Annotated in this window: 15 protein-coding genes and 1 pseudogene; 8 read left to right on the top strand and 8 right to left on the bottom strand. The window is 70.6% G+C overall.

The window, feature by feature from the left end; all coding sequences use genetic code 11:
- Positions 1-27: 27 nt before the first annotated feature.
- From IF29_RS0110425 to IF29_RS0110400, 6 genes are all read right to left on the bottom strand, one after another.
- On the bottom strand, positions 28-825 hold the full coding sequence (locus IF29_RS0110425) for a GNAT family N-acetyltransferase (RefSeq protein ID WP_030252640.1): 798 nt from the start codon (positions 823-825) through the stop codon (positions 28-30).
- A 208-nt stretch (positions 826-1,033) separates the two neighbouring features.
- Positions 1,034-1,723, bottom strand: a complete 690-nt coding sequence (locus IF29_RS0110420) for a response regulator (protein WP_030252638.1) — start codon at positions 1,721-1,723, stop codon at positions 1,034-1,036.
- Positions 1,720-3,396 carry an ATP-binding protein gene (locus IF29_RS0110415; protein ID WP_084713881.1) on the bottom strand — a complete coding sequence of 559 codons (1,677 nt, stop codon included), beginning with the start codon at positions 3,394-3,396 and terminating at the stop codon, positions 1,720-1,722. The genes IF29_RS0110420 and IF29_RS0110415 overlap by 4 nt, the downstream gene beginning before the upstream one ends.
- Before the next feature lie 158 nt (positions 3,397-3,554).
- Positions 3,555-4,655, bottom strand: coding sequence for an ABC transporter substrate-binding protein (locus IF29_RS0110410; RefSeq protein WP_030252635.1), 1,101 nt, complete (start codon positions 4,653-4,655; stop codon positions 3,555-3,557).
- A gap of 105 nt (positions 4,656-4,760) precedes the next feature.
- A complete protein-coding gene (locus IF29_RS0110405) occupies positions 4,761-5,678 on the bottom strand; it encodes an ABC transporter permease (RefSeq protein ID WP_232242094.1) in 918 nt (305 codons plus the stop codon).
- Positions 5,678-6,595: an ABC transporter ATP-binding protein gene (locus IF29_RS0110400; RefSeq protein ID WP_380522498.1), complete on the bottom strand. Its 918-nt coding sequence runs from the start codon at positions 6,593-6,595 to the stop codon at positions 5,678-5,680. The genes IF29_RS0110405 and IF29_RS0110400 overlap by 1 nt, the downstream gene beginning before the upstream one ends.
- Before the next feature lie 213 nt (positions 6,596-6,808).
- On the opposite strand from IF29_RS0110400, the gene IF29_RS0110395 reads away from it, so the two are divergent.
- Both IF29_RS0110395 and IF29_RS41730 read left to right on the top strand, forming a co-directional pair.
- Entirely contained in the window at positions 6,809-8,068 is a 1,260-nt protein-coding gene (locus IF29_RS0110395) for an MFS transporter (RefSeq protein WP_037594828.1), read from the top strand.
- Between the two features lie 81 nt (positions 8,069-8,149).
- Positions 8,150-9,917 (top strand): annotated as a pseudogene (locus tag IF29_RS41730) (RecQ family ATP-dependent DNA helicase).
- Positions 9,918-10,043: 126 nt separating this feature from the next.
- Here IF29_RS41730 and IF29_RS0110385 read toward each other — a convergent pair.
- Positions 10,044-11,279 (bottom strand): RNA-guided endonuclease InsQ/TnpB family protein, encoded by a 1,236-nt coding sequence (locus IF29_RS0110385; RefSeq protein ID WP_030252628.1) that lies wholly within the window; start codon positions 11,277-11,279, stop codon positions 10,044-10,046.
- 419 nt (positions 11,280-11,698) lie between these two features.
- Between IF29_RS0110385 and IF29_RS0110380 the strand changes: the two genes are divergently transcribed.
- Positions 11,699-12,196: a MarR family winged helix-turn-helix transcriptional regulator gene (locus IF29_RS0110380; RefSeq protein WP_030252626.1), complete on the top strand. Its 498-nt coding sequence runs from the start codon at positions 11,699-11,701 to the stop codon at positions 12,194-12,196.
- Positions 12,197-12,298: 102 nt separating this feature from the next.
- On the opposite strand, the gene IF29_RS0110375 is transcribed toward IF29_RS0110380, so the two are convergent.
- Complete coding sequence (locus IF29_RS0110375) at positions 12,299-12,889, bottom strand: TetR/AcrR family transcriptional regulator (RefSeq protein WP_232242093.1); 591 nt, start codon at positions 12,887-12,889, stop codon at positions 12,299-12,301.
- Between the two features lie 92 nt (positions 12,890-12,981).
- Between IF29_RS0110375 and IF29_RS0110370 the strand changes: the two genes are divergently transcribed.
- The 5 genes from IF29_RS0110370 to IF29_RS0110350 all read left to right on the top strand — a co-directional run bounded on the left by IF29_RS0110370 (position 12,982) and on the right by IF29_RS0110350 (position 17,786).
- Positions 12,982-13,449, top strand: coding sequence for a nuclear transport factor 2 family protein (locus tag IF29_RS0110370; protein WP_030252622.1), 468 nt, complete (start codon positions 12,982-12,984; stop codon positions 13,447-13,449).
- Between the two features lie 131 nt (positions 13,450-13,580).
- On the top strand, positions 13,581-14,876 hold the full coding sequence (locus IF29_RS0110365; RefSeq protein WP_030252621.1) for an acyl-CoA dehydrogenase family protein: 1,296 nt from the start codon (positions 13,581-13,583) through the stop codon (positions 14,874-14,876).
- On the top strand, positions 14,873-15,901 hold the full coding sequence (locus IF29_RS0110360; RefSeq protein WP_051725146.1) for a phosphotransferase family protein: 1,029 nt from the start codon (positions 14,873-14,875) through the stop codon (positions 15,899-15,901). The genes IF29_RS0110365 and IF29_RS0110360 overlap by 4 nt, the downstream gene beginning before the upstream one ends.
- Positions 15,898-16,806: an SDR family NAD(P)-dependent oxidoreductase gene (locus IF29_RS0110355; RefSeq protein WP_051725145.1), complete on the top strand. Its 909-nt coding sequence runs from the start codon at positions 15,898-15,900 to the stop codon at positions 16,804-16,806. The genes IF29_RS0110360 and IF29_RS0110355 overlap by 4 nt, the downstream gene beginning before the upstream one ends.
- Complete coding sequence (locus IF29_RS0110350; protein ID WP_030252616.1) at positions 16,806-17,786, top strand: NADPH:quinone oxidoreductase family protein; 981 nt, start codon at positions 16,806-16,808, stop codon at positions 17,784-17,786. The genes IF29_RS0110355 and IF29_RS0110350 overlap by 1 nt, the downstream gene beginning before the upstream one ends.
- Position 17,787 lies beyond the last annotated feature (1 nt).

Genomic DNA, 17,787 nt, shown 5'->3' with positions numbered 1-17,787 from the left:
GTGCGGTCAGGGGGGTGTGGCGGGGCGTCAGCGGCATACCAGCTCCAGGTTGCCGCCGGCGAGCCGGGAGCCGAGGCCCTCGAACAGTGCCGTAGCCGCCTTGTTGGACGCGTCGACCTCGGCCGAGGCCGCTGCGACGCCGGAGCGGTGCAGCGAACCCAGCACCTCGGCCAGCAGCGCCCGGGCGATGCCGTGGCGCTGCTGGTCGGCCCGGACCGCGATCAGCCCGATTCTCGGCTGCCGCGGTACCGGCGCCAGCCTGACCAGGCCCACGTAACGGTCGCCGCGCGCCGCCACCGCGTACCTGGACGGGTCCAGCACGGTGACCCCGCGCGGGAGCGGAACCACCTCCGCTGGCATCGTCTCCCAGCCGACGGTGGCCCCGACCTCTGTGCGGACGGCGCGGTCCAGGGCGCGCAGCGGGCCGTCCTCCGCCTCGCCGAGCGGCACGACGGTCACGCCTGACGGCGGTCGCACGGCGTGCAGCCCGGTCAGCTCCGGGTCGGTGGGGACGAGGTACTCCCGCTCGCGTCGCCGGACCGTGAAGCCGATCCGCTCCCAGCCCGACCTCTGGTCGAGGTCGGCCTCGTCGACCACGGTGTGCAGCGGCCTGGGCAGGTCGGTCAGCATCGCGTCGGCGAGGCGGTCGAAGACCGCGCCGTGCCACGCGTCGATGCTGAGGAAGACCCGACCGTCGGGCCGGGGTGAGGTGTGGCCGCGCCCCACGACCTGGTCGTCGTCCAGGGCGTGCCACTGGCGTTCCGCGACCCGGGTGACCACCACCGGGTGCTCGTTGGTTGCTGCGGTGGAATGTAGAGGGTTCATTAGGTGTCTGCCTCTCAGGAGAGCCTTGCGTTCAGGCGCTCCCGGCGACACCTACGTCAACCGCCCGACCATGAAGGACAAGGGGGAGCACCCATGGGACACAGCGTTCACGGGTCTCACCTCCAGAGGTCTGCTTCACGGTCGCGTGCACGTTACCAACCGCCGGCCGTCGTGCCCAAACCCTTTTTCCGGCTGCCGGGCGGTCAGGTCAGGTCGCCGCGCGGTAGCGGTGCTCGGGTCGGCCGGCGGAGCCGTAGCGCAGCTCCAGCCGGGCCAGGCCGTCGCGGACCAGATAGGAGAGGTAGCGCTGGGCGGTGGGCCGGGAGACCCCGGTGATCTCGGCGACCTCGGCGGCCGACAGGTCGCGCTCGCGCACCGCTTCGCGGACCAGCGCCAGGGTGGGCGCGGAGAGCCCCTTCGCCAGGGCCTGCGGCGCGGGGGTGGGACGCGCGGCGTTGAACAGGGCGTCGACCTCGGCCTGATCGGTCTGGGCGCTCGGCCCCCGGGACTGGACGCGCTGGTGCAGTTCCCGGAAGGCAGCCAGCCGCTCGCTGAACGCGGCGAAGCCGAACGGCTTGACCAGGTAGCCGACCGCGCCGAGCTTCATCGCCGAACGGACGGTGGCCAGCTCGCGTGCCCCGGTGATCACTATCGCGTCGGGTCCGGTCCCGGTCCCGGCCGCGTCCGCGGCGAGCTGGTGCAGCACGTCCAGGCCGCTGCCGTCGGGCAGGTAGACGTCCAGGAGCAGCAGGTCCGGCTGCAGTTCGCGAGCGGCCTGCACCGCGCCACGGACCGTCGACGCCTCGCCGACGACGGTGAACCCCTCGGTGCGCGCCACGTAGCGCGCGTGGATGGCGCCGACACGGAAGTCGTCGTCCACGACCAGAACGCTGATCACCAGCGATCGCCTCCTGAGGTTGCGAGTTCGAACGGGGCGGCTTGGCCGGGCCGGTCGCCGTCGGCCGGGGCGGTGTCCGACAGCGGGAGCGTCACGGTGAACACCGCACCCGCACCGCTGCTCACCGTGATGGTGCCGCCGCGGTGCCGCACCAGCCGGTGCACCAGGGCCAGCCCGAGTCCGCGCCGGGCGGTGCCCCGGTCCGGCCGGGTCGACCAGCCGTCCTGGAAGATCGACTCCATGGCGTCGTCGGGCACGCCCGGGCCCGAGTCGGCGACCTGGACGGTGACCGCGGTGCCCGTCTCCAGCAGCGACAGTCGTACCTCGGCCTGCGCCGCCCCGGTCGTGGTCCCGGACACGGCGGCGTCCACGGCGTTGTCCAACAGGTTGCCGACGATGGTGAGCAGTCCGTGCAGGTGAGCGGGCTGCTCACCCAGTCGGGACTCCTCGGTCAGGGTGATCCGCACCCCGCGTTCGGCGGCGACGGTGGACTTCGCCACGATCAGCCCGACCATCAGCGGGTTGCCGATCCGCTGCCGGACCGACTCGGTGAGCGCGGGTTCGACCCCGGCCGACTCCACCGCGTACTCGAAGGCGGCGTCGTGTTCGCCCAGGTCCAGGAGTCCGGCCAGGATGTGCATGCGGTTGGCGAACTCGTGCTGCTGGGCGCGCAGGGCGTCGGTGAGCCCGCGCACCGAGTCCAGCTCGCGCAGCAGCCCGACCATCTCGGTGCGGTCCCGGACGGTGACCACGGCACCCAGTTCGCGTCCGTGCAGGCCCACCGGCATCCGGTTGACGACCAGGCAGTACCGGTCGGTGAGCACGGTCAGGTCGTGGCCGGTGAGGGTGCCGTCGAGGGCGTCGCGCAGACGCCCCTCGGGCAGGACGTCCTCGGGCCGCAGGCCCAGCGCCGCGTCGAACGGCAGCAGCCTGCGGGCCTCGTCGTTGACCACGGTGATCCGGCCGGCCGGGTCGAAGGCGATCACGCCCTCCCTGATCCCGTGCAGCATCGCCTCACGGTCCGTCAGCAGTCCGGCGATCTCCTCCAGCTCCAGGCCGAAGGTGGACCGCTTCAGTCGCCGGGCCAGTGCGTACGAGGCGGCGCAGCCCAGGCACAGGGCGATGCCGGCGTACAGCGCGAAGGTGGGCAGCTCGTGCCAGAGCTGGCCGGCCACCTTGCTCTCCCTGATCCCGACGGAGACCTCGCCGATCACCTTGCCGTTCGGGTCCCGCAACGGTGCCTTGCCGTTGGCCGACCGGCCGGTGACGCCCTGGTCGATGCCGCCGTGCGGCTGGCCGTCGAGCACCACCAGCGGCTCGGTGATCCGCTGCCCGATGAGGTCGGGATGCGGATGGGAGTAGCGGACCCCGTTCAGGTCGACCACGACCACGTAGGAGGCGCCGGCGGCCTCGGCGATGCGTTCGGCGGCCGGCTGCACCAGCGCCCGGTCGCCCGGGGCGACCATGCCCTGGACGATCTGCGGGTCGGCGGCGGCCACCTGGGCGATGGACATCGCGCGCTGCTCGTACTCGTTGTCCAGCTGGCCGCGCTGCACCCAGGCGAACAGCACGAACCCGATCACGCTGGTCACCGCCAGGATGGCCACCTGACTGGCCAGGATCCGGGTGGAGAGCCTTCGGCCCTGGCCCGTCCGTGGTCTCCTTGGGAACATCGTCTCTCACCGCTCAGCTCTCGAAGCGGCGTCCTTGCCGCACTCGTGGGGCGATTGTCGCTGGTCAAGGGGGATTTGCCCAGTCCCGGGGCAAGGCGGGGGGCCGGCGGGGGACCCGGGCTGTCCAGGACCGGGTCCGCCGCCGGCGGTATGGCGGGTCAGCCGCCGCTGACGGTGAAGCCCTCCAGCTTGTTGGCCGCGAGGACGTACTGGTTGGTGTAGGTGCCGCTGATCTTGACCTTGCTGACGTCGACCCCGGAGATCTTCGCGGTGGCCTGGACGGTCGTCGGGCCGTTGGCGGGCATCATCCCGTCCGGCAGGAACTGGCCCTTGTCCTGGGCCAGAGCGGCGATGTAGTCGGCCTTGGTGATGAGGCCGTTGTTGGTGTACGAAGCGGGCAGGGCGTCGGCGATCTGCGCGGCGGTGTGGGTGTTGATCCAGTGCATCGTCGCGACCAGGGCGTCGACCACCTTCTGCGCGGTGTCCTGGTGCGACTGGACCCAGCTGTTCAGGGTGAGCACGCCGGCGGCCGGCCAGGTGCCGCCCAGCCACTGGGTCGCGCCCGCCGTGCTGGACAGGTCCAGTACCGAGGTCCCGGCGCCGGACTTCTCGATGGCGCTGACCGTGGGCTGGGTGGTGATGGCGCAGGCGACCCGGTTCTGCTTCAGGGCGGCCAGCAGGGTGGAGCCGTCGCCCACGCCTATCCGGTGGAACTGGCTGGTGGAGAGGTTGTAGTGGGCGGCGAGCTGCTGGATCAGGTCGTCGGTGCCGGAGCCGAGGTCGGTGACGCCGATGCTCTTGCCCTTGAAGTCCGAGGGGGTGGTGACGCCCGAGTTCTTGGAGCACATCACCCGCTCGCCGGGGGCGCCGCTGAGCTGGGCGAGGTTGACCACGTCCTTGCCCTTGGCCTGGAAGTCGAAGGTGTGGATGTACCAGGCCCCGGCCATGTCGACCTGACCGGACGCCATCGCGTCCTCGGCGCCGACACCGCCGTTGGTCTCGGTGCTGAGCTGCATGTTGACGCCGTACTTCTTGTAGAAGCCGAGCTGCTGGGCCAGCTCGTAGGGCAGGTAGATCTGCTTGTCGATGCCGCCGACCATCATGGTGACCTTCGGCAGGCTGCCGCCCCCGCCGCTGGAGGCGGAGGAGCCGCTGCTGGAGGAGCCGCAGGCGGTGAGCCCGAGGGTGGTGAGCAGACCGGCGGCTGAGGCGAGGGCCAGGGTGCGGCGGGACTTCCGGGTGAATCTGGTGCTGAGCATGGCGCGTACTCCCTTGTACGGGGTGGGGGATCTGTGCGGGGTGGGGGGACTGTGCGGGTGGGGTTGCTCGGGGTGGGACGGACCTCGGACCGGGATCCGGCCGGCTCAGATGCCGGCGACCTCGGTCGAGGACGGCGGGCGCCAGGCGAGCAGCTTCTTCTCCAGGAAGCTGATCCCGCTCTCGGCGGTGAGCGCGATGACGGCGATGATCACCATGGCCGCGAACACACCGTTGGGGTTGAAGTGGTTCTGGGCGTCGGAGATGACCAGGCCCAGGCCCTGCTGGGCACCCAGGAACTCACCGACGATCGCGCCGATCACGGCGAAGCCGAAGGCGACGTGCAGGCTCGCGGTGATCCAGGTCAGCGCCGAGGGCAGCACCACATGGCGGGTGATCTGCAGCCGGGAGGCGCCCAGGACCCGGGCGTTGTTGACGAAGACCCGGTCGACCTCGCGCACGCCCTGGAACGCGTTGAAGAAGACGACGAAGAACACCAGGACGGAGGCCAGCAGCACCTTCGCGGGGGTGCCCAGGCCGAGCCAGACGAAGAAGATCGAGCCGAGCACGATGCGCGGGACGGCATTGACGATCTTGATGTAGGGCCCGATGACATCGGCCAGGAAGCGCACCTGGCCCAGCAGGACGCCCAGCACCACGCCGCCCAGGACGCCGTAGACGAAGCCGAGCAGGGCCTCCTCCATGGTGACGCCGATCTGCGACCAGATGGAGCCGAACGAGGTGCCGTGCTGGAACCAGTCCACCAACTGCCGGACGATGCCCGACGGCTGGCCGAAGAAGAACGGGTCGATGATCTTCCACTGCGCGAAGAGCTGCCAGCCGCCGACCACCAGGACACCCAGCAGGGCCCGGCCGGCGTTGACCTGCAGCTTGCGCTTGCGGGCCTGCCGCAGCGCCCTGGCCGTCACGGTGGCCTCGTCGGCGGCGATCTCGGACTGGAGGGCGGACCGGATCTGGTCGGGGGTCTGCATCTGACGCTCCTTCGACTGGGACGTGATGGCCATCAGCGCTCTCCCGCCGGCTTCGACCGGCCCGAGGAGCCTGAGGAACCCGAGGCGCCCTCGACGCCTGCGGTGCCTGAAGTGCCGCCGGTGTCCGCGTAGGCCCGCTGCACCTCGTCCTTGAGCGACTCCCAGATCTGGTGGTGGAGTTCGAGGAAGCGGGGCTCGAAGCGGATCTCCTGCACCGCGCCGCGCGGGCGCGGCAGGTCGATGTCGTAGACGCCCTTGATCGTTCCGGGGCCCGAGGTCATCACGACCACCCGGTCGGAGAGCGCGACGGCTTCCTCCAGGTCGTGGGTGATGAACAGGACCGACGGCTTCAGTTCCTCCCACAGGCCGAGCAGCTCGTTGGACATGATCGCCTTGGTCTGCACGTCCAGCGCCCCGAAGGGCTCGTCCATCAGCAGGATCGACGGCTCGTTGATCAGCGCGGCGGCCATCGCGACGCGCTTGCGCATACCGCCGGAGAGCTGGTGCGGGTGGTGGTCCTCGAAACCGCGCAGGCCCACCCGGCCCAGCCAGTCCCTGGCACTGGCCTGTGCCTGCTTCTTGCCGACCCCCCGGAAGACCGGGCCGAGCGCCACATTGGCGAGCACCGTCTTCCAGGGCAGCAGGGCGTCCTGCTGGAACATGAAGCTGACGCCCTCGGTGATCCCGTCCACCTCGGCGCCGCCGACGCGCACCGATCCGGCGCTGGGCCGGTCCAGGCCGGCCACCATGCCCAGGGTCGTCGACTTGCCGCAGCCGGTCGGTCCGACGACCGCGCAGAACTGGCCGGGCTCGACCGTGAAGTTCACGTCGCGAAGCGCGGTGAACACCTTGCCGGTGGGGGAGGTGAAGCGCCGGGTCACCCCCGACAGTTCAATACGGGCGCTGGCGCGTCCCGCTCGCCCGCCGCCCGGGTCCGCCCCCGCGTCCAAGGTCTGGCCACTGTGAGCCGCCGTCACATCTCTCTCCGTTCGTCCTCGCCGTTGAGGACTCTGAAGCTAGAGCGACCGGCAGATGACCTCCATGTTTCGTGTTTAAGTCGCCATTGAGCTCTTTTCCAAGGGTTCTGTGCATTGTGCTCACGGGGTCCGGGCTGCTCCGAAATCGCTTGATGAATCCCGTATCCGCTGGAAGCATCGCCCCTCGTGCCTGAGACAGACGCGCCGACGCCGGTATCCAGCACCCGACTCGCGTCCGAACGGCCGCTGCGATCGCCCGCCTTCCGCTGGTACTTCACCGGCTGGTCGATCACCAATGCCGGCAGCGCCATGTCGCCCGTCGCACTGGCCTTCGGTGTCCTGGAGGCCACCGGCAGTGCCGCCTGGCTGTCCGCGGTGCTCGCCGCCGCCACGGTCCCGATGATCGCGACGATGCTGCTGGGAGGCGGCATCGCCGACCGCTACCGGCGCGACACCGTGCTGCGGCTCACCAGCCTGGGCTGCGGGATCAGCCAGGCCGGGGTGGCCGCCGTCCTGATCACCCACCAGCCTCCGGTACTGCTGCTGCCGCTGAGCGCCTGCAACGGGGTCTTCCAGGCGCTGACCACCCCGACGATGCGCGGCATCGTCCCGCAACTGGCCAGCGGCCGGGGCATCCAGCAGGCCAACTCCCTGCTGGCCTCGGCCAGGAACATCTCCAAACTGCTCGGGCCGAGCGCCGCCGGCCTGCTGACCGTCTCCGTCGGAGGCGGCTGGGCGATCGCGGCGGACGCGGGGTCGTTCCTGCTGGCGGCGGTCTGCTTCGCCCGGATGTCGCTGCCCGACCGGCCACCGCGCACCGACGGCGACCCGTCCATGCTCGGCGAGCTGCGACAGGGCTGGCACTACTTCAGCTCCCGGCCGTGGATCTGGTCGGTGACCCTGGCCTTCGCCGTCTTCAACACCGTCAACATGGGCGTCTGGAACATCCTCGGCCCGGCGATCGCGGTCCACACGATCGGGGCCGGCGGCTGGGGCCTGGTACTGAGCGCCCGCGGCGCCGGAGCACTGCTGGCCACCACGGCGATGGTGAAGCTGACGGTCCGTCGGCCGATGGGGCCGGCCCTGTCCCTGATGACGCTGGCCGGCGTTCCGATGATCCTCCTCGGCCTGCACGCGAACACCCTCTGGCTGGCCGCGGCGGCCTTCGCGGCCGGGGTGGCCGCCGAGTTCTTCACCGTCGCCTGGTCCACGGTCTGGCACATCCACATCCCGGAACGGCTCAGCTCCCGGGTCGGCGCCTACGACGAGTTCGGGTCGTTCGCCTCGATCCCGGTGGGCCAGCTGTCCGTCCCGATCCTCGCCACGGCCTTCGGCACCGCGCCGGTGGCCGTTACCGGCGGAGCCCTGACGGTGGCGGCGATGCTGCTGCCCCTGCTCCTGCCGTCACTGCGGCGCATCGACATCAGCACCCCCGACGTCTTCTGACGCGGTGACAGCCGCCGACCGGGGTAGTGGCCCAACGTCAGCCGCATCCGCCCCCCGGGGGCCACCCGCCGAAGGAATGCCATGTTCTTCTCGCTCTCCCGTCGGCTCAAGCGCAGCGCACGCAGCGTCTTCGGCTGGCAACGGCTCCGCCCCGAGCAGCTCAGGGCCATGCAGGCGGTGATGCGCGGGCGCGACACCCTGGTGGTGATGCCGACCGGCGCGGGCAAGTCGGCGGTCTACCAGGTGCCCGGTCTGCTGCTGAAAGGGCCGACGGTGGTGGTCTCCCCGTTGATCGCACTGCAGCGCGACCAGATCAAGGGACTGCTGCGCCGCAAGGACGCCGCAGCCGCGGCGGTGAACTCCAGCCAGAGCACGGGGCAGAACGAGGCGGTCTGGGACCGGATCCGGGCCGGGAACATCGACTTCCTCTTCCTCGCGCCGGAACAGCTGAGCAGGGACGAGGTGGTCGGGCAGCTCGCAGCCGCGGCCCCCGCCCTGTTCGTCGTCGACGAGGCCCAGTGCGTGTCCACCTGGGGCCATGACTTCCGCCCCGACTACCTGCGGCTGGCCTCGGTGATCGAGCGGGTGGGCCGGCCGCCGGTGCTGGCACTGACCGCCAGCGCTTCCGCACCGGTACGGGCCGACATCGTCGCGCAGCTGGGGATGCGCGAGGTCTTCGAGACGGTCACGGGCTTCGACCGGCCGAACATCCACCTGGAGGTGCTGGCCTTCCAGGACGAGACGGCCAAGCACCGTGCGGTGCTCGAACGGGTCGCCGTCGAGCCCAAACCGGAGGCTGCTGTACGTCGCGACCCGGCGGGACGCGGACCTGTACGCCCGCGAGCTGGCCGAGCTGGGCCTGGACGCCGCCGCCTACCACGCCGGGCTGGCAGCCGCCGAGCGCTCCCGTGTCCATGACCAGTTCCTGGGCGGCGACCTCGACGTCGTGGTGGCGACCTCCGCCTTCGGCATGGGCGTGGACAAGCCCGATGTGCGATTCGTCGTCCACGCCTCGATCCCCGGTTCGCTGGACGCCTACTACCAGGAGATCGGCCGGGCGGGACGCGACGGCCACCAGGCACGCGCGGTCCTGGCCTACCGCCCGCAGGACCTCGGCATGCAGCGCTTCTTCGCCTCCGGACGACCCGACGCCGACACCGTGGCCGCGGTGGCACGGGCGCTCCACTCCCACCAGGCACCGGTGTCGGCGAGCGTGCTGCGCAAGGAGACCGGCCTGACGGCCAGTCGGCTCACCGCCGTGGTCAATCTGCTCCAGCAGGTCCGGGCGGTTCGCACCACCGACCGGGGCGAACTGGAACCCCTCTCGGAACTCGGCCCGACCGAAGCTACCGAGCAGGCGCTCCGGCTCGCCGACGCCCACCAGGAACTGGAGCGATCCCGAGTGGACATGATGCGCGGCTACGCGGAGACCACCGGCTGCAGGCGCCGCTTCCTGCTCGGCTACTTCGGCCAGGCCGGCGAGGACCCGTGCGGCTCCTGTGACCGGTGCGACCAGGACCTGGCGGGCACCGGGACCGCAGGCGCCGGCCACGACCGCGGTCTGCTCGACGGAACCAGTACCGTAGCCGCAGCCGGGACCGACACCAGGACGGCCACGGACGCACGGCCTGCCGTCGTGGCCACGACGGCACGGCATCCCTTCGCCCCGGGCACCCGGGTACGGCACCAGGGCTGGGGGCACGGAGCCGTCATGAGCGAAGAGGACGGCCGCCTCACCGTCCTCTTCGAGAACGTCGGCTACCGGACGCTGTCCCTCGCCGTGGTCCAGGAGCACGACCTGCTGTCCGCCGAGCCGGCGCCGCCGCGATCACGGCGCCGGGACCACTGACGGGCGCCGTCAGCCCCGGAACAATCCGCTCGCAGCGGGGCTCGCCCGACTGGTAGGTTCGCCGTCGCAGGGCGGCTCTCGCGTGTGCTGCCTTCTCACTCACTGCAATTGACATCCTGTGCCGCCCTACTGGGCGGGGATTCCTGCGGTTGCCCGCCGGCCTTCCTGCTTCGTCGCCGACTGCCCGCCCGGAGTTCTCCGTTGGGGTCCCACATCAGCTCCACAGGCGTTTTGCGTCTCCGCCAGCCCGGCGGCGACGATCTTCTGTCCTTCCTGCTTGATGTTGATCGCGGCGTTCACGTCGCGGTCGTGCATGGTTCCGCAGTTGCCGCAGGTCCATTCGCGAATGTTCAGCGGCATCTTCGCCGACCGGTGCTCGCAGTGCGAGCACAGTTTGCTGGACGGGTACCAGCGGTCGACAACCACCAGTTCACGGCCGTACCACCTGGCTTTGTACTCAAGCATGAACCGCATCTCCGCCCACGAAGCGTCACTGATGGCACGGGCCAGGGGGCGGTTCTTGACCATGCTGCGGACAGCCAGGTCCTCGATCACAATCGTTTGGTTCTCACGAACGAGCCGAGTGGTGACCGTATGCAGGTGGTTGCGGCGACGGTCGGTGATACGGGCGTAGATCTTGGCGAGCTTCAGGCGGGCTTTGTCCCGGTTCTTCGAGCCCTTCTGCTTCTTTGTCAACTGTCGCTGTGCTTTAGTCAGACGCTCCCGGTCGCGATATTCGAACTTCGGGTTCGTGATCTTCTCGCCCGTGGACAGGGTGAGAAGGGACGCAATTCCGGCATCAGCACCGACCACGGCATCGGTCACGGGAAGTGATTCGACGGTATCTACGCATAGCATGGACACGTGCCAGCGCCCCGCCGCATCCTTGGACACGGTCACGGTGGTGGGCTCAACGCCTACAGGAAGTGGACGCGACCAGACGATCGACAGGGGCTCGCGCATCTTCGCTAGCGTCAACTGTCCGTTGCGAAGGCGGAATGCGGAGGCGGTGTACTCGGCCGAGGCGCGGGACTTCTTCTTCGACTTGAACGTCGGATACTCCGCCCGCTTGCCGAAGAAGTTGCTGAACGCGTGCTGCAAGTGCCGCAGACCCTGCTGTAGTGGTACCGAGGACACCTCGGCCAGGAACGCCAACTCCTCAGTCTTTTTCCATGCCGTGAGCATCGCCGAGGACTCGACGTAGCCGATACTACGCTGCTCGTTGTGCCAGGCCTGACTGCGCGCTTCAAGGGCCATGTTGTAGACCAGGCGTACGCATCCGAACGTGCGCGACAGCTCAACTGCCTGCTCGTACGTGGGATAAAAGCGGTACCGAAACGCCCGCTTCACCTGCTGCGCCATGCCTCACATCTTACCTATCTGAGCGCCAGCCTTTGTCTGAATAGTCAATGTTGGCGCGGATTCCAGCGATCCGTGCCTGGGCCATTGAGGGCTCGTATACTTTCCCCGCACGCCCGGGGGGCCAACATCGGTGCGGCCGGCGACTCGCCCTGCCCTGGCTGGCCCAGCTTGATGCGCGGAGACGTGGACCTTGGTTTCTGGCAGCGGAGTCTACGCCCTGAGCTTGGCGTTCCTGGAAGCCGCGAAAGTTCGTCCCCTGAGTGTCGCTGACGTTACGGCAGCGTTCCCCGCGAGCTGACTCCTGCCGGGGGCATCGGACTGCCGGTCGTCCGTGCATGATCGTTCAAGTGACGAGTACGGAGAGGACGGCGCGATCCCCTTCCGTATCACCCGCGATATGTCGCTGATAGTCTCTCAGGGTGACTCCCTCCGACAAGGCGCCGCAGGCGGACGAGCATGCCGGCCTGTGGCTCACGTCGGCCGAGTTGGACTCCTGGATGTCCGTGGTGCGGCTGATCACCCGGTTGCCCTGGGCCATCGACGCGCAGCTGCAGCGCGATGCTGAGCTGAGCATGGTCGAGTACATGACCCTGGCGATGCTCTCCGAGGCCCCGGACCGGACCCTGCGCATGAGCGCGCTGGCCGAGCACACCAGCACCTCGCTGTCGCGGCTGTCGCACATGGTCAAGCGGCTGGAGGCCCGTGGCTATGTCCGGCGCGAGCCGGACCCCGCCGACGGGCGCTTCACCAACGCCATCCTGCTGCCCGCCGGCTTCGAGAAGCTGGAGTCGGCCGCGCCCGGCCATGCCGCCCACGTTCGCCGGCTGGTGGTGGACAACCTGTCCGGCGAGCGGCTGCGCCGGCTCGGGCAGGATGCCGAGCGGATCCTGCAGCGGATCGACTCGCCGGCACGCTGACGCCTGGACGTGGGTCGGCGAGTCGCTACTGACCTGTCTGGTCGTCAGTGTCACTGCGTCGACTATGACTTGAGCTATCAAGTCAATGGTTCCTTCTCGAGTTCACTCCTGACGTTCCGCCACCGCTGCCCACCAGGGGGGTGCGCAGGCCACGGCCGCGTCGACCAGGTCCTCCTTGGTGACGTCCGGGTCTCCGAGCCAGGCCTTGATTGCTCCGGCGAAACCGTGGGCCAGGAACTGTGCGGTCACCTCGCGGTCGACAGCGGGGAGGTCGGTGTCGGCCGCGCGCGACAGGAAGGCGACGGCGTAGCGGTGGAAGTGGCGCACCAGCGCGTCGTACACGCCACGGTCCGCCGGGTCGTCGAGGGCGTGCCGGTAGACGTCCGCGAAGCGCTCGACGTGGTCGGCGACCTCCGAGACCGCGAGCCGCAGCAGGGCCGGGCCGCGGTATCCCTCGACCCGGCGCCGGTCCTCCAGCCGGTGGCCGGTCTCCAGATCGGCGTCGAGCACCTCGATCAGTGGATCCAGCGGGGTGCCGTAGCGGTTGTAGAAGGTCGCCCGGGTGACCCCGGCGCGCTCGGCCAGCTCGGCGACCGTGATCCGGGAGGCCGGTTGCTCCGAGGCGAGGCCCAGGACGGCCTGCCGAAGGGCGTGGGTGGTCCGGGTGACACGGGGATCGGTGCGACTGCTCACGGCGCTGGCCTCCAGACCGTCGGGTCCGGTTGCGGTACCCCGTGACCAGTGCTCTTATACATATGTCAAAGAGTTTCACGAAGGGAGCCGACATGTCCTCCCACGCCCCGATGCCGCCCCAGGAGGCGGCTGACCGGCTGGCGATCCGCGAACTGGTCGACGCCTACGCGCACTGCGCCGACCGGCGCGACGGCAAGGGTCAGATGTCCCTGTTCACCGAGGACACCAGGTTCCTGGTCTTCATGGACGCCACCGCGGCCGAGCCGACCCAGGAACTGCACGGGCGAGAATCCCTCGCCCCGGTCTTCGATAACCTCAACACCTACCGGGCCACCACCCACTTCAACGGACAGAGCACGGTGTCCATCGACGGCGACCGGGCGAGCGGGGAGAGCTACTGCCTGGCCCACCACATCTCGTTCGGGGCGGACGCCGAGCGCACGATCATGATCGCCTCCATCCGCTACCTGGACGAGTTCGTCAGGCAGGACGGCCGGTGGCTGTTCGCCGAGCGCCGCCTGTTGGTCGACTGGACCGAGACCCGCCCCTGCTCGCCCTGAGCGCCCTGGGTGCCGAGGCTGTGGGTACTGGCCCAAGTCGGGGGCAGGCTTGGGTGGTTCGAGTATGGCGCTCTTGCATGACGATGTGATTACACTGTGATCCGTCGTTCGCGAGCCCAGGGGGACCACCCATGGCGTGGGATTTCGAGACCGATCAGGAGTTCGCGGAGCAGCTGGCCTGGATGCGCTCCTTCATCGACCACGAGTTGATTCCGCTCGAGCCAGTCTTCGACGAACTGCCGTACGACGAATGGTCGGTGGTCAGGCGTCAGCTGCAGGAGCAGGTGAAGGCGCGGGGCCTGTGGGGGGCGTTCCTGGACCCGCGGCTGGGCGGGGCGGGCTTCGGCCAGATGAAGCTGGCGCTGATGTCGGAGGTCATCGGCCGCTGCATGATGTCGATGACCGTCTTCGGCGTGCAGGCCCCCGACAGCGGCAACATGGAGTTACTGGCCCACGGCGCCGACGAGGCGCAGAAGGAACGCTGGCTGTGGCCCAACCTGCGCGGCGAGATCTCCAGCGCCTTCGCCCTCACCGAGCCGTTCCACGCCGGCGCCGACCCTACCGTGATCGGCACCACGGCGGTGCTCGACGGCGACGAGTGGGTGCTCAACGGCCGCAAGTGGTTCATCACCAACGGCTCGGTGGCCGACATCGTGCTGGTGTTCGCCGAGACCACCCCGGAGGGCCGGCCGCACCGCCACGCCTCGGTGTTCGTCGTCCCGGCCGGCACCCCGGGGATGGAGATCGTCCGCGACATCGGCACCATGGCCGCGCCGGACGCGGTGTTCGGGCGGCCGGGCAACCATGCCGAGATCAGGTTCCGTGACTGCCGGGTGTCGGGCGAGCACCTGATCGGCGCTCCCGGGGAGGGGTTCGTCCTGGCCCAGCAGCGGTTGGGCGGTGGCCGCATCCACCACGCCATGCGCTGGCTCGGACAGGCCCAGCGTTCGCTGGACATCATGTGCGAGCGCGCGGTGTCGCGCACCTCGCACGGCAGGCTGCTGGGGGAGCACCAGATGGTCCAGGACTACGTGGCGCTCTCGCACATGGAGATCCAGGCGGCCCGGCTGCTGACGTTCCGGACGGCGTGGCGGATGGACCGCGACGGTGCCCGGGCGGTGCGCGCCGAGCTGGGCATGGTCAAGGCCCATGTGTCCAAGGTGGTCCTCGGGGTGCTGGACCGCACCATCCAGGTGTGCGGTGCTCTCGGCTACTCCAGCGACCTGCCGGTGGAGGCCTGGTACCGGTCCACCCGCTTCGGACCGATCGGCGACGGCCCGGACGAGCTGCACAAGTCGGTGCTGGCCCGCACCCTGTTGGCCGGGTACAGCCCGGTCGAGGGCTGGCCCAGCGAGCACATTCCCAGCCGGCGACCGGCGGCCGAGGCGAAGTGGGCCCAGCTCCGCGCAGCGGCGGGGCTGACATGAGGGCCGGTTCGCCGGAACCGCTGCGCCGGTTCCTGGACGCCCGCCTCGGCGACCGGCAGCCGGTGGCGGTGGAGCCGATGCGCGGCGGGGGATCGTGCGAGGTGTTCGCGGTGACCCGCGGAGCGGAGCGCTGGGTGCTGCGCCGGGCACCGCAGCACGCCAACGCGACCTCGGCGCACGACGTGCTGCGCGAGTTCCGGATCCTGGACGCGATCAAGGACGAGCCGGTGCTGATCGCCCGTCCGGTGCTGGCCTGCGCTGACCCGGAGGTCTTCGGCTCGCCGTTCTACCTGATGGAGCGGATCGCCGGGGTGCCGGTCCGCAGCAGGATCCCCGGCGCGTGGGCCGCCCGGCCGGACACCCACGGCCTGGCCCTGGAGCAACTCGTCGACGCCCTGGCGGCGATCCACGCGGTGGACTGGCGCGGCTGCGGGCTGGAGGACCTGTCGCGGTCCGGCGCCGAAGGGGAGCGCAGGACCGAGCGCTGGCTCGCCCAACTCGACGGGTACGGCGGGCGCGAGCTGCCCGAGGCCCGGCAGGTGGCGGCCTGGCTGGACGCCGACCAGCCGCCGGACCAGCCGGCCGCGCTGTGCCACGGCGACTACAAGCTGGACAACCTGCTCTTCGCCCCCCAGGCGCCGCCGAGGCTGCTCGCGGTGGTGGACTGGGAGATGGCGGCCGTCGGGGACCCGCTGGTGGACCTGGCCTGGGCGCTGATCTTCCACCCGGGACCCGAGGGGACACTGCGCCTGGGCGTCACCGGGGAGCCGGGCTTCGCTGTCGATCGGCTGCCGGACCGTGCCGCCCTGGTCAAGCGCTACACCGAGGCGTCCGGCCGCGACACTGCCGCGCTGGGCTGGTACGAGGTCTTCGCCCGCTGGAAGCTCGCCGTCGTGCTGGAGGGCAGCTACGCCAAGTTCCTGCGCGGGCACTCCGACAAGCCGGTGCACGAGTACTTCGGCCGCCAGGCCGACCTGCTGCTGCGCGACGCCGCCACCCTCATCGACCGAGGAGATCCGCTGTGACCCAGCCCCTCGCACCTCCGGCCCCGGTGCCGGCGCCGTCCCCGTCTCCAGCCCCGTCCCCGTCCCTGTCCCTGTCCCTGCGCGGCCGTACGGCGCTGGTAACCGGCGGTGGCACCGGCCTGGGGAAGGCCACCGCGGGCGCGCTCGCCGCCGCGGGAGCCCGGGTGACCGTCTGCGGCCCCGAGGCCGACGTCCTGGCCTCGGCCGCCGCCGAGCTGAGCGGACCCGGGATCGAGGACCTGCGCTGGGTGGTCGCCGACGTCACCGACGAGGAGCAGGTGGCAGCCGCTGTGGAGGCGGCCGCGCCCGGCGGTGGGCTGGACATCGCGGTCGCCAACGCGGGTGTGGCGATGCCCGGTTCGCTGCTGCATCTGACCACCGAGCAGTGGATGCTGCCGCTGAGGGTGAACGTGATCGGCACCGCCCACACCGTCAAGCACGCGGCGCGCAGCATGCGCAGCCGGGGCGGATCCATCGTCACCATCTCCTCGATCGCCAGCACCCGGCCGGCCGCGTTCCTGGGCAGCTACTCGGTGAGCAAGGCCGCGATCGACGGCCTCACCAGGTTCGCCGCGGCGGAGCTGGGACGCTTCGGCATCCGGGTGAACGGCGTCAGACCCGGGTGGATGGACACCGAGTCCAGCGCCGCAGGCATCAACGACGAGAACCTCGCCCTGATCCGCGCCAGCACCCCGCTGGCCTCGGACAACCCGCTGGGCGACCCCGACCATGTCGCCCGCGCCGTGGTCTACTTCGCCTCCGACTACTCCGCCTGGATCACCGGGCAGGTGCTGGGGGTGTGCGGCGGCTCCTCGCTGCCGCCGCCCTCCGGGGACTTCTCCCACATCGCCAGGCTGCTGTTCGCCGACGAGATGGCCCGCGACTTCGACGCGGAGTCCTCGTGATGCGGGCCTGGCAGGTGCACGGCCACGGCGAACCGGCGCAGGTGCTGCGCCTGGTGACGGTCGATCAGCCCGAGCCGGGGCCCGGGCAGCTGCGGCTGCGGGTCGCCGCCGCGGGCATCGGGCTCCCGGACGTGCTGATGTGCCGGGGCAGCTACCCGCTGACCCCCGGCCTGCCGTTCACCCCGGGGCAGGAGGTCACCGGCACCGTCACGGCGGTAGGCGCCGGCGTCGGGCTGCCGATCGGCAGCAGGGTGATGGCCGTGACGGCGTTCACCGAGGGGCACGGCGGCTTCGCCGAGGAGTGCCTGGCCCCGGCGGACTCCGCCTTCCCGGTGCCGGACGGACTCGACGACGTCGCGGCCGCCGGCTTTTGGATCCCGCACCTGACCGGCTGGCTCGCCCTGGTCGAACGCGGCCGGCTGGCCCCGGGGGAGTACCTGGCGGTCCTGGGCGCCGCCGGGGGCAGCGGCATCGCCGCCGTGCAGCTGGGGCGCGCGCTCGGCGCCAGGGTCGTCGCCGTGGTCAGCGACGAGGAGCGGGCGCGGTTCTGCCGTGGCCTGGGTGCCCACGCATCGGTGGTCTACCGAGACGGACCGCTGTCGGCCGCACTGCGCCAGGCCACCGACGGACACGGCCCCGACCTGGTCTTCGACCCGGTCGGGGGAGCGCTCGCGTCCGACGCGGCGGCTGCGCTGGCCCGCGGCGGCCGGCTGCTGTCGGTGGGCTTCGCGAGCGGGGCGTGGCCCGAGATCACCGCTGACCGCTTCGTGCTCGGCAACACCTCGCTGGTCGGCGTCTTCGCCGGCGGCTACAGCCGCGCCGAACTAGACGACGTCCACACCAGGCTCACCGCCCTGGTCGCCGACGGCAGCCTGCGCACCGCGGTCGGACCCGCCGTCGACTTCGACTCCCTGCCCCAGGCCCTGCAGCGCCTGGCCGATCGCTCCGTGATCGGCAAACTCGTCCTCGGAGGAATCTGAC

Origin of the sequence: Streptacidiphilus jeojiense, assembly GCF_000719095.1 — a bacterium.
In the GTDB taxonomy this organism is placed as follows: Bacteria; Actinomycetota; Actinomycetes; order Streptomycetales; family Streptomycetaceae; genus Streptacidiphilus; species Streptacidiphilus jeojiensis.
The sequence above is the reverse complement of the archived record's forward strand: the minus strand, read 5'-3'. Positions and strand labels throughout refer to the sequence as shown.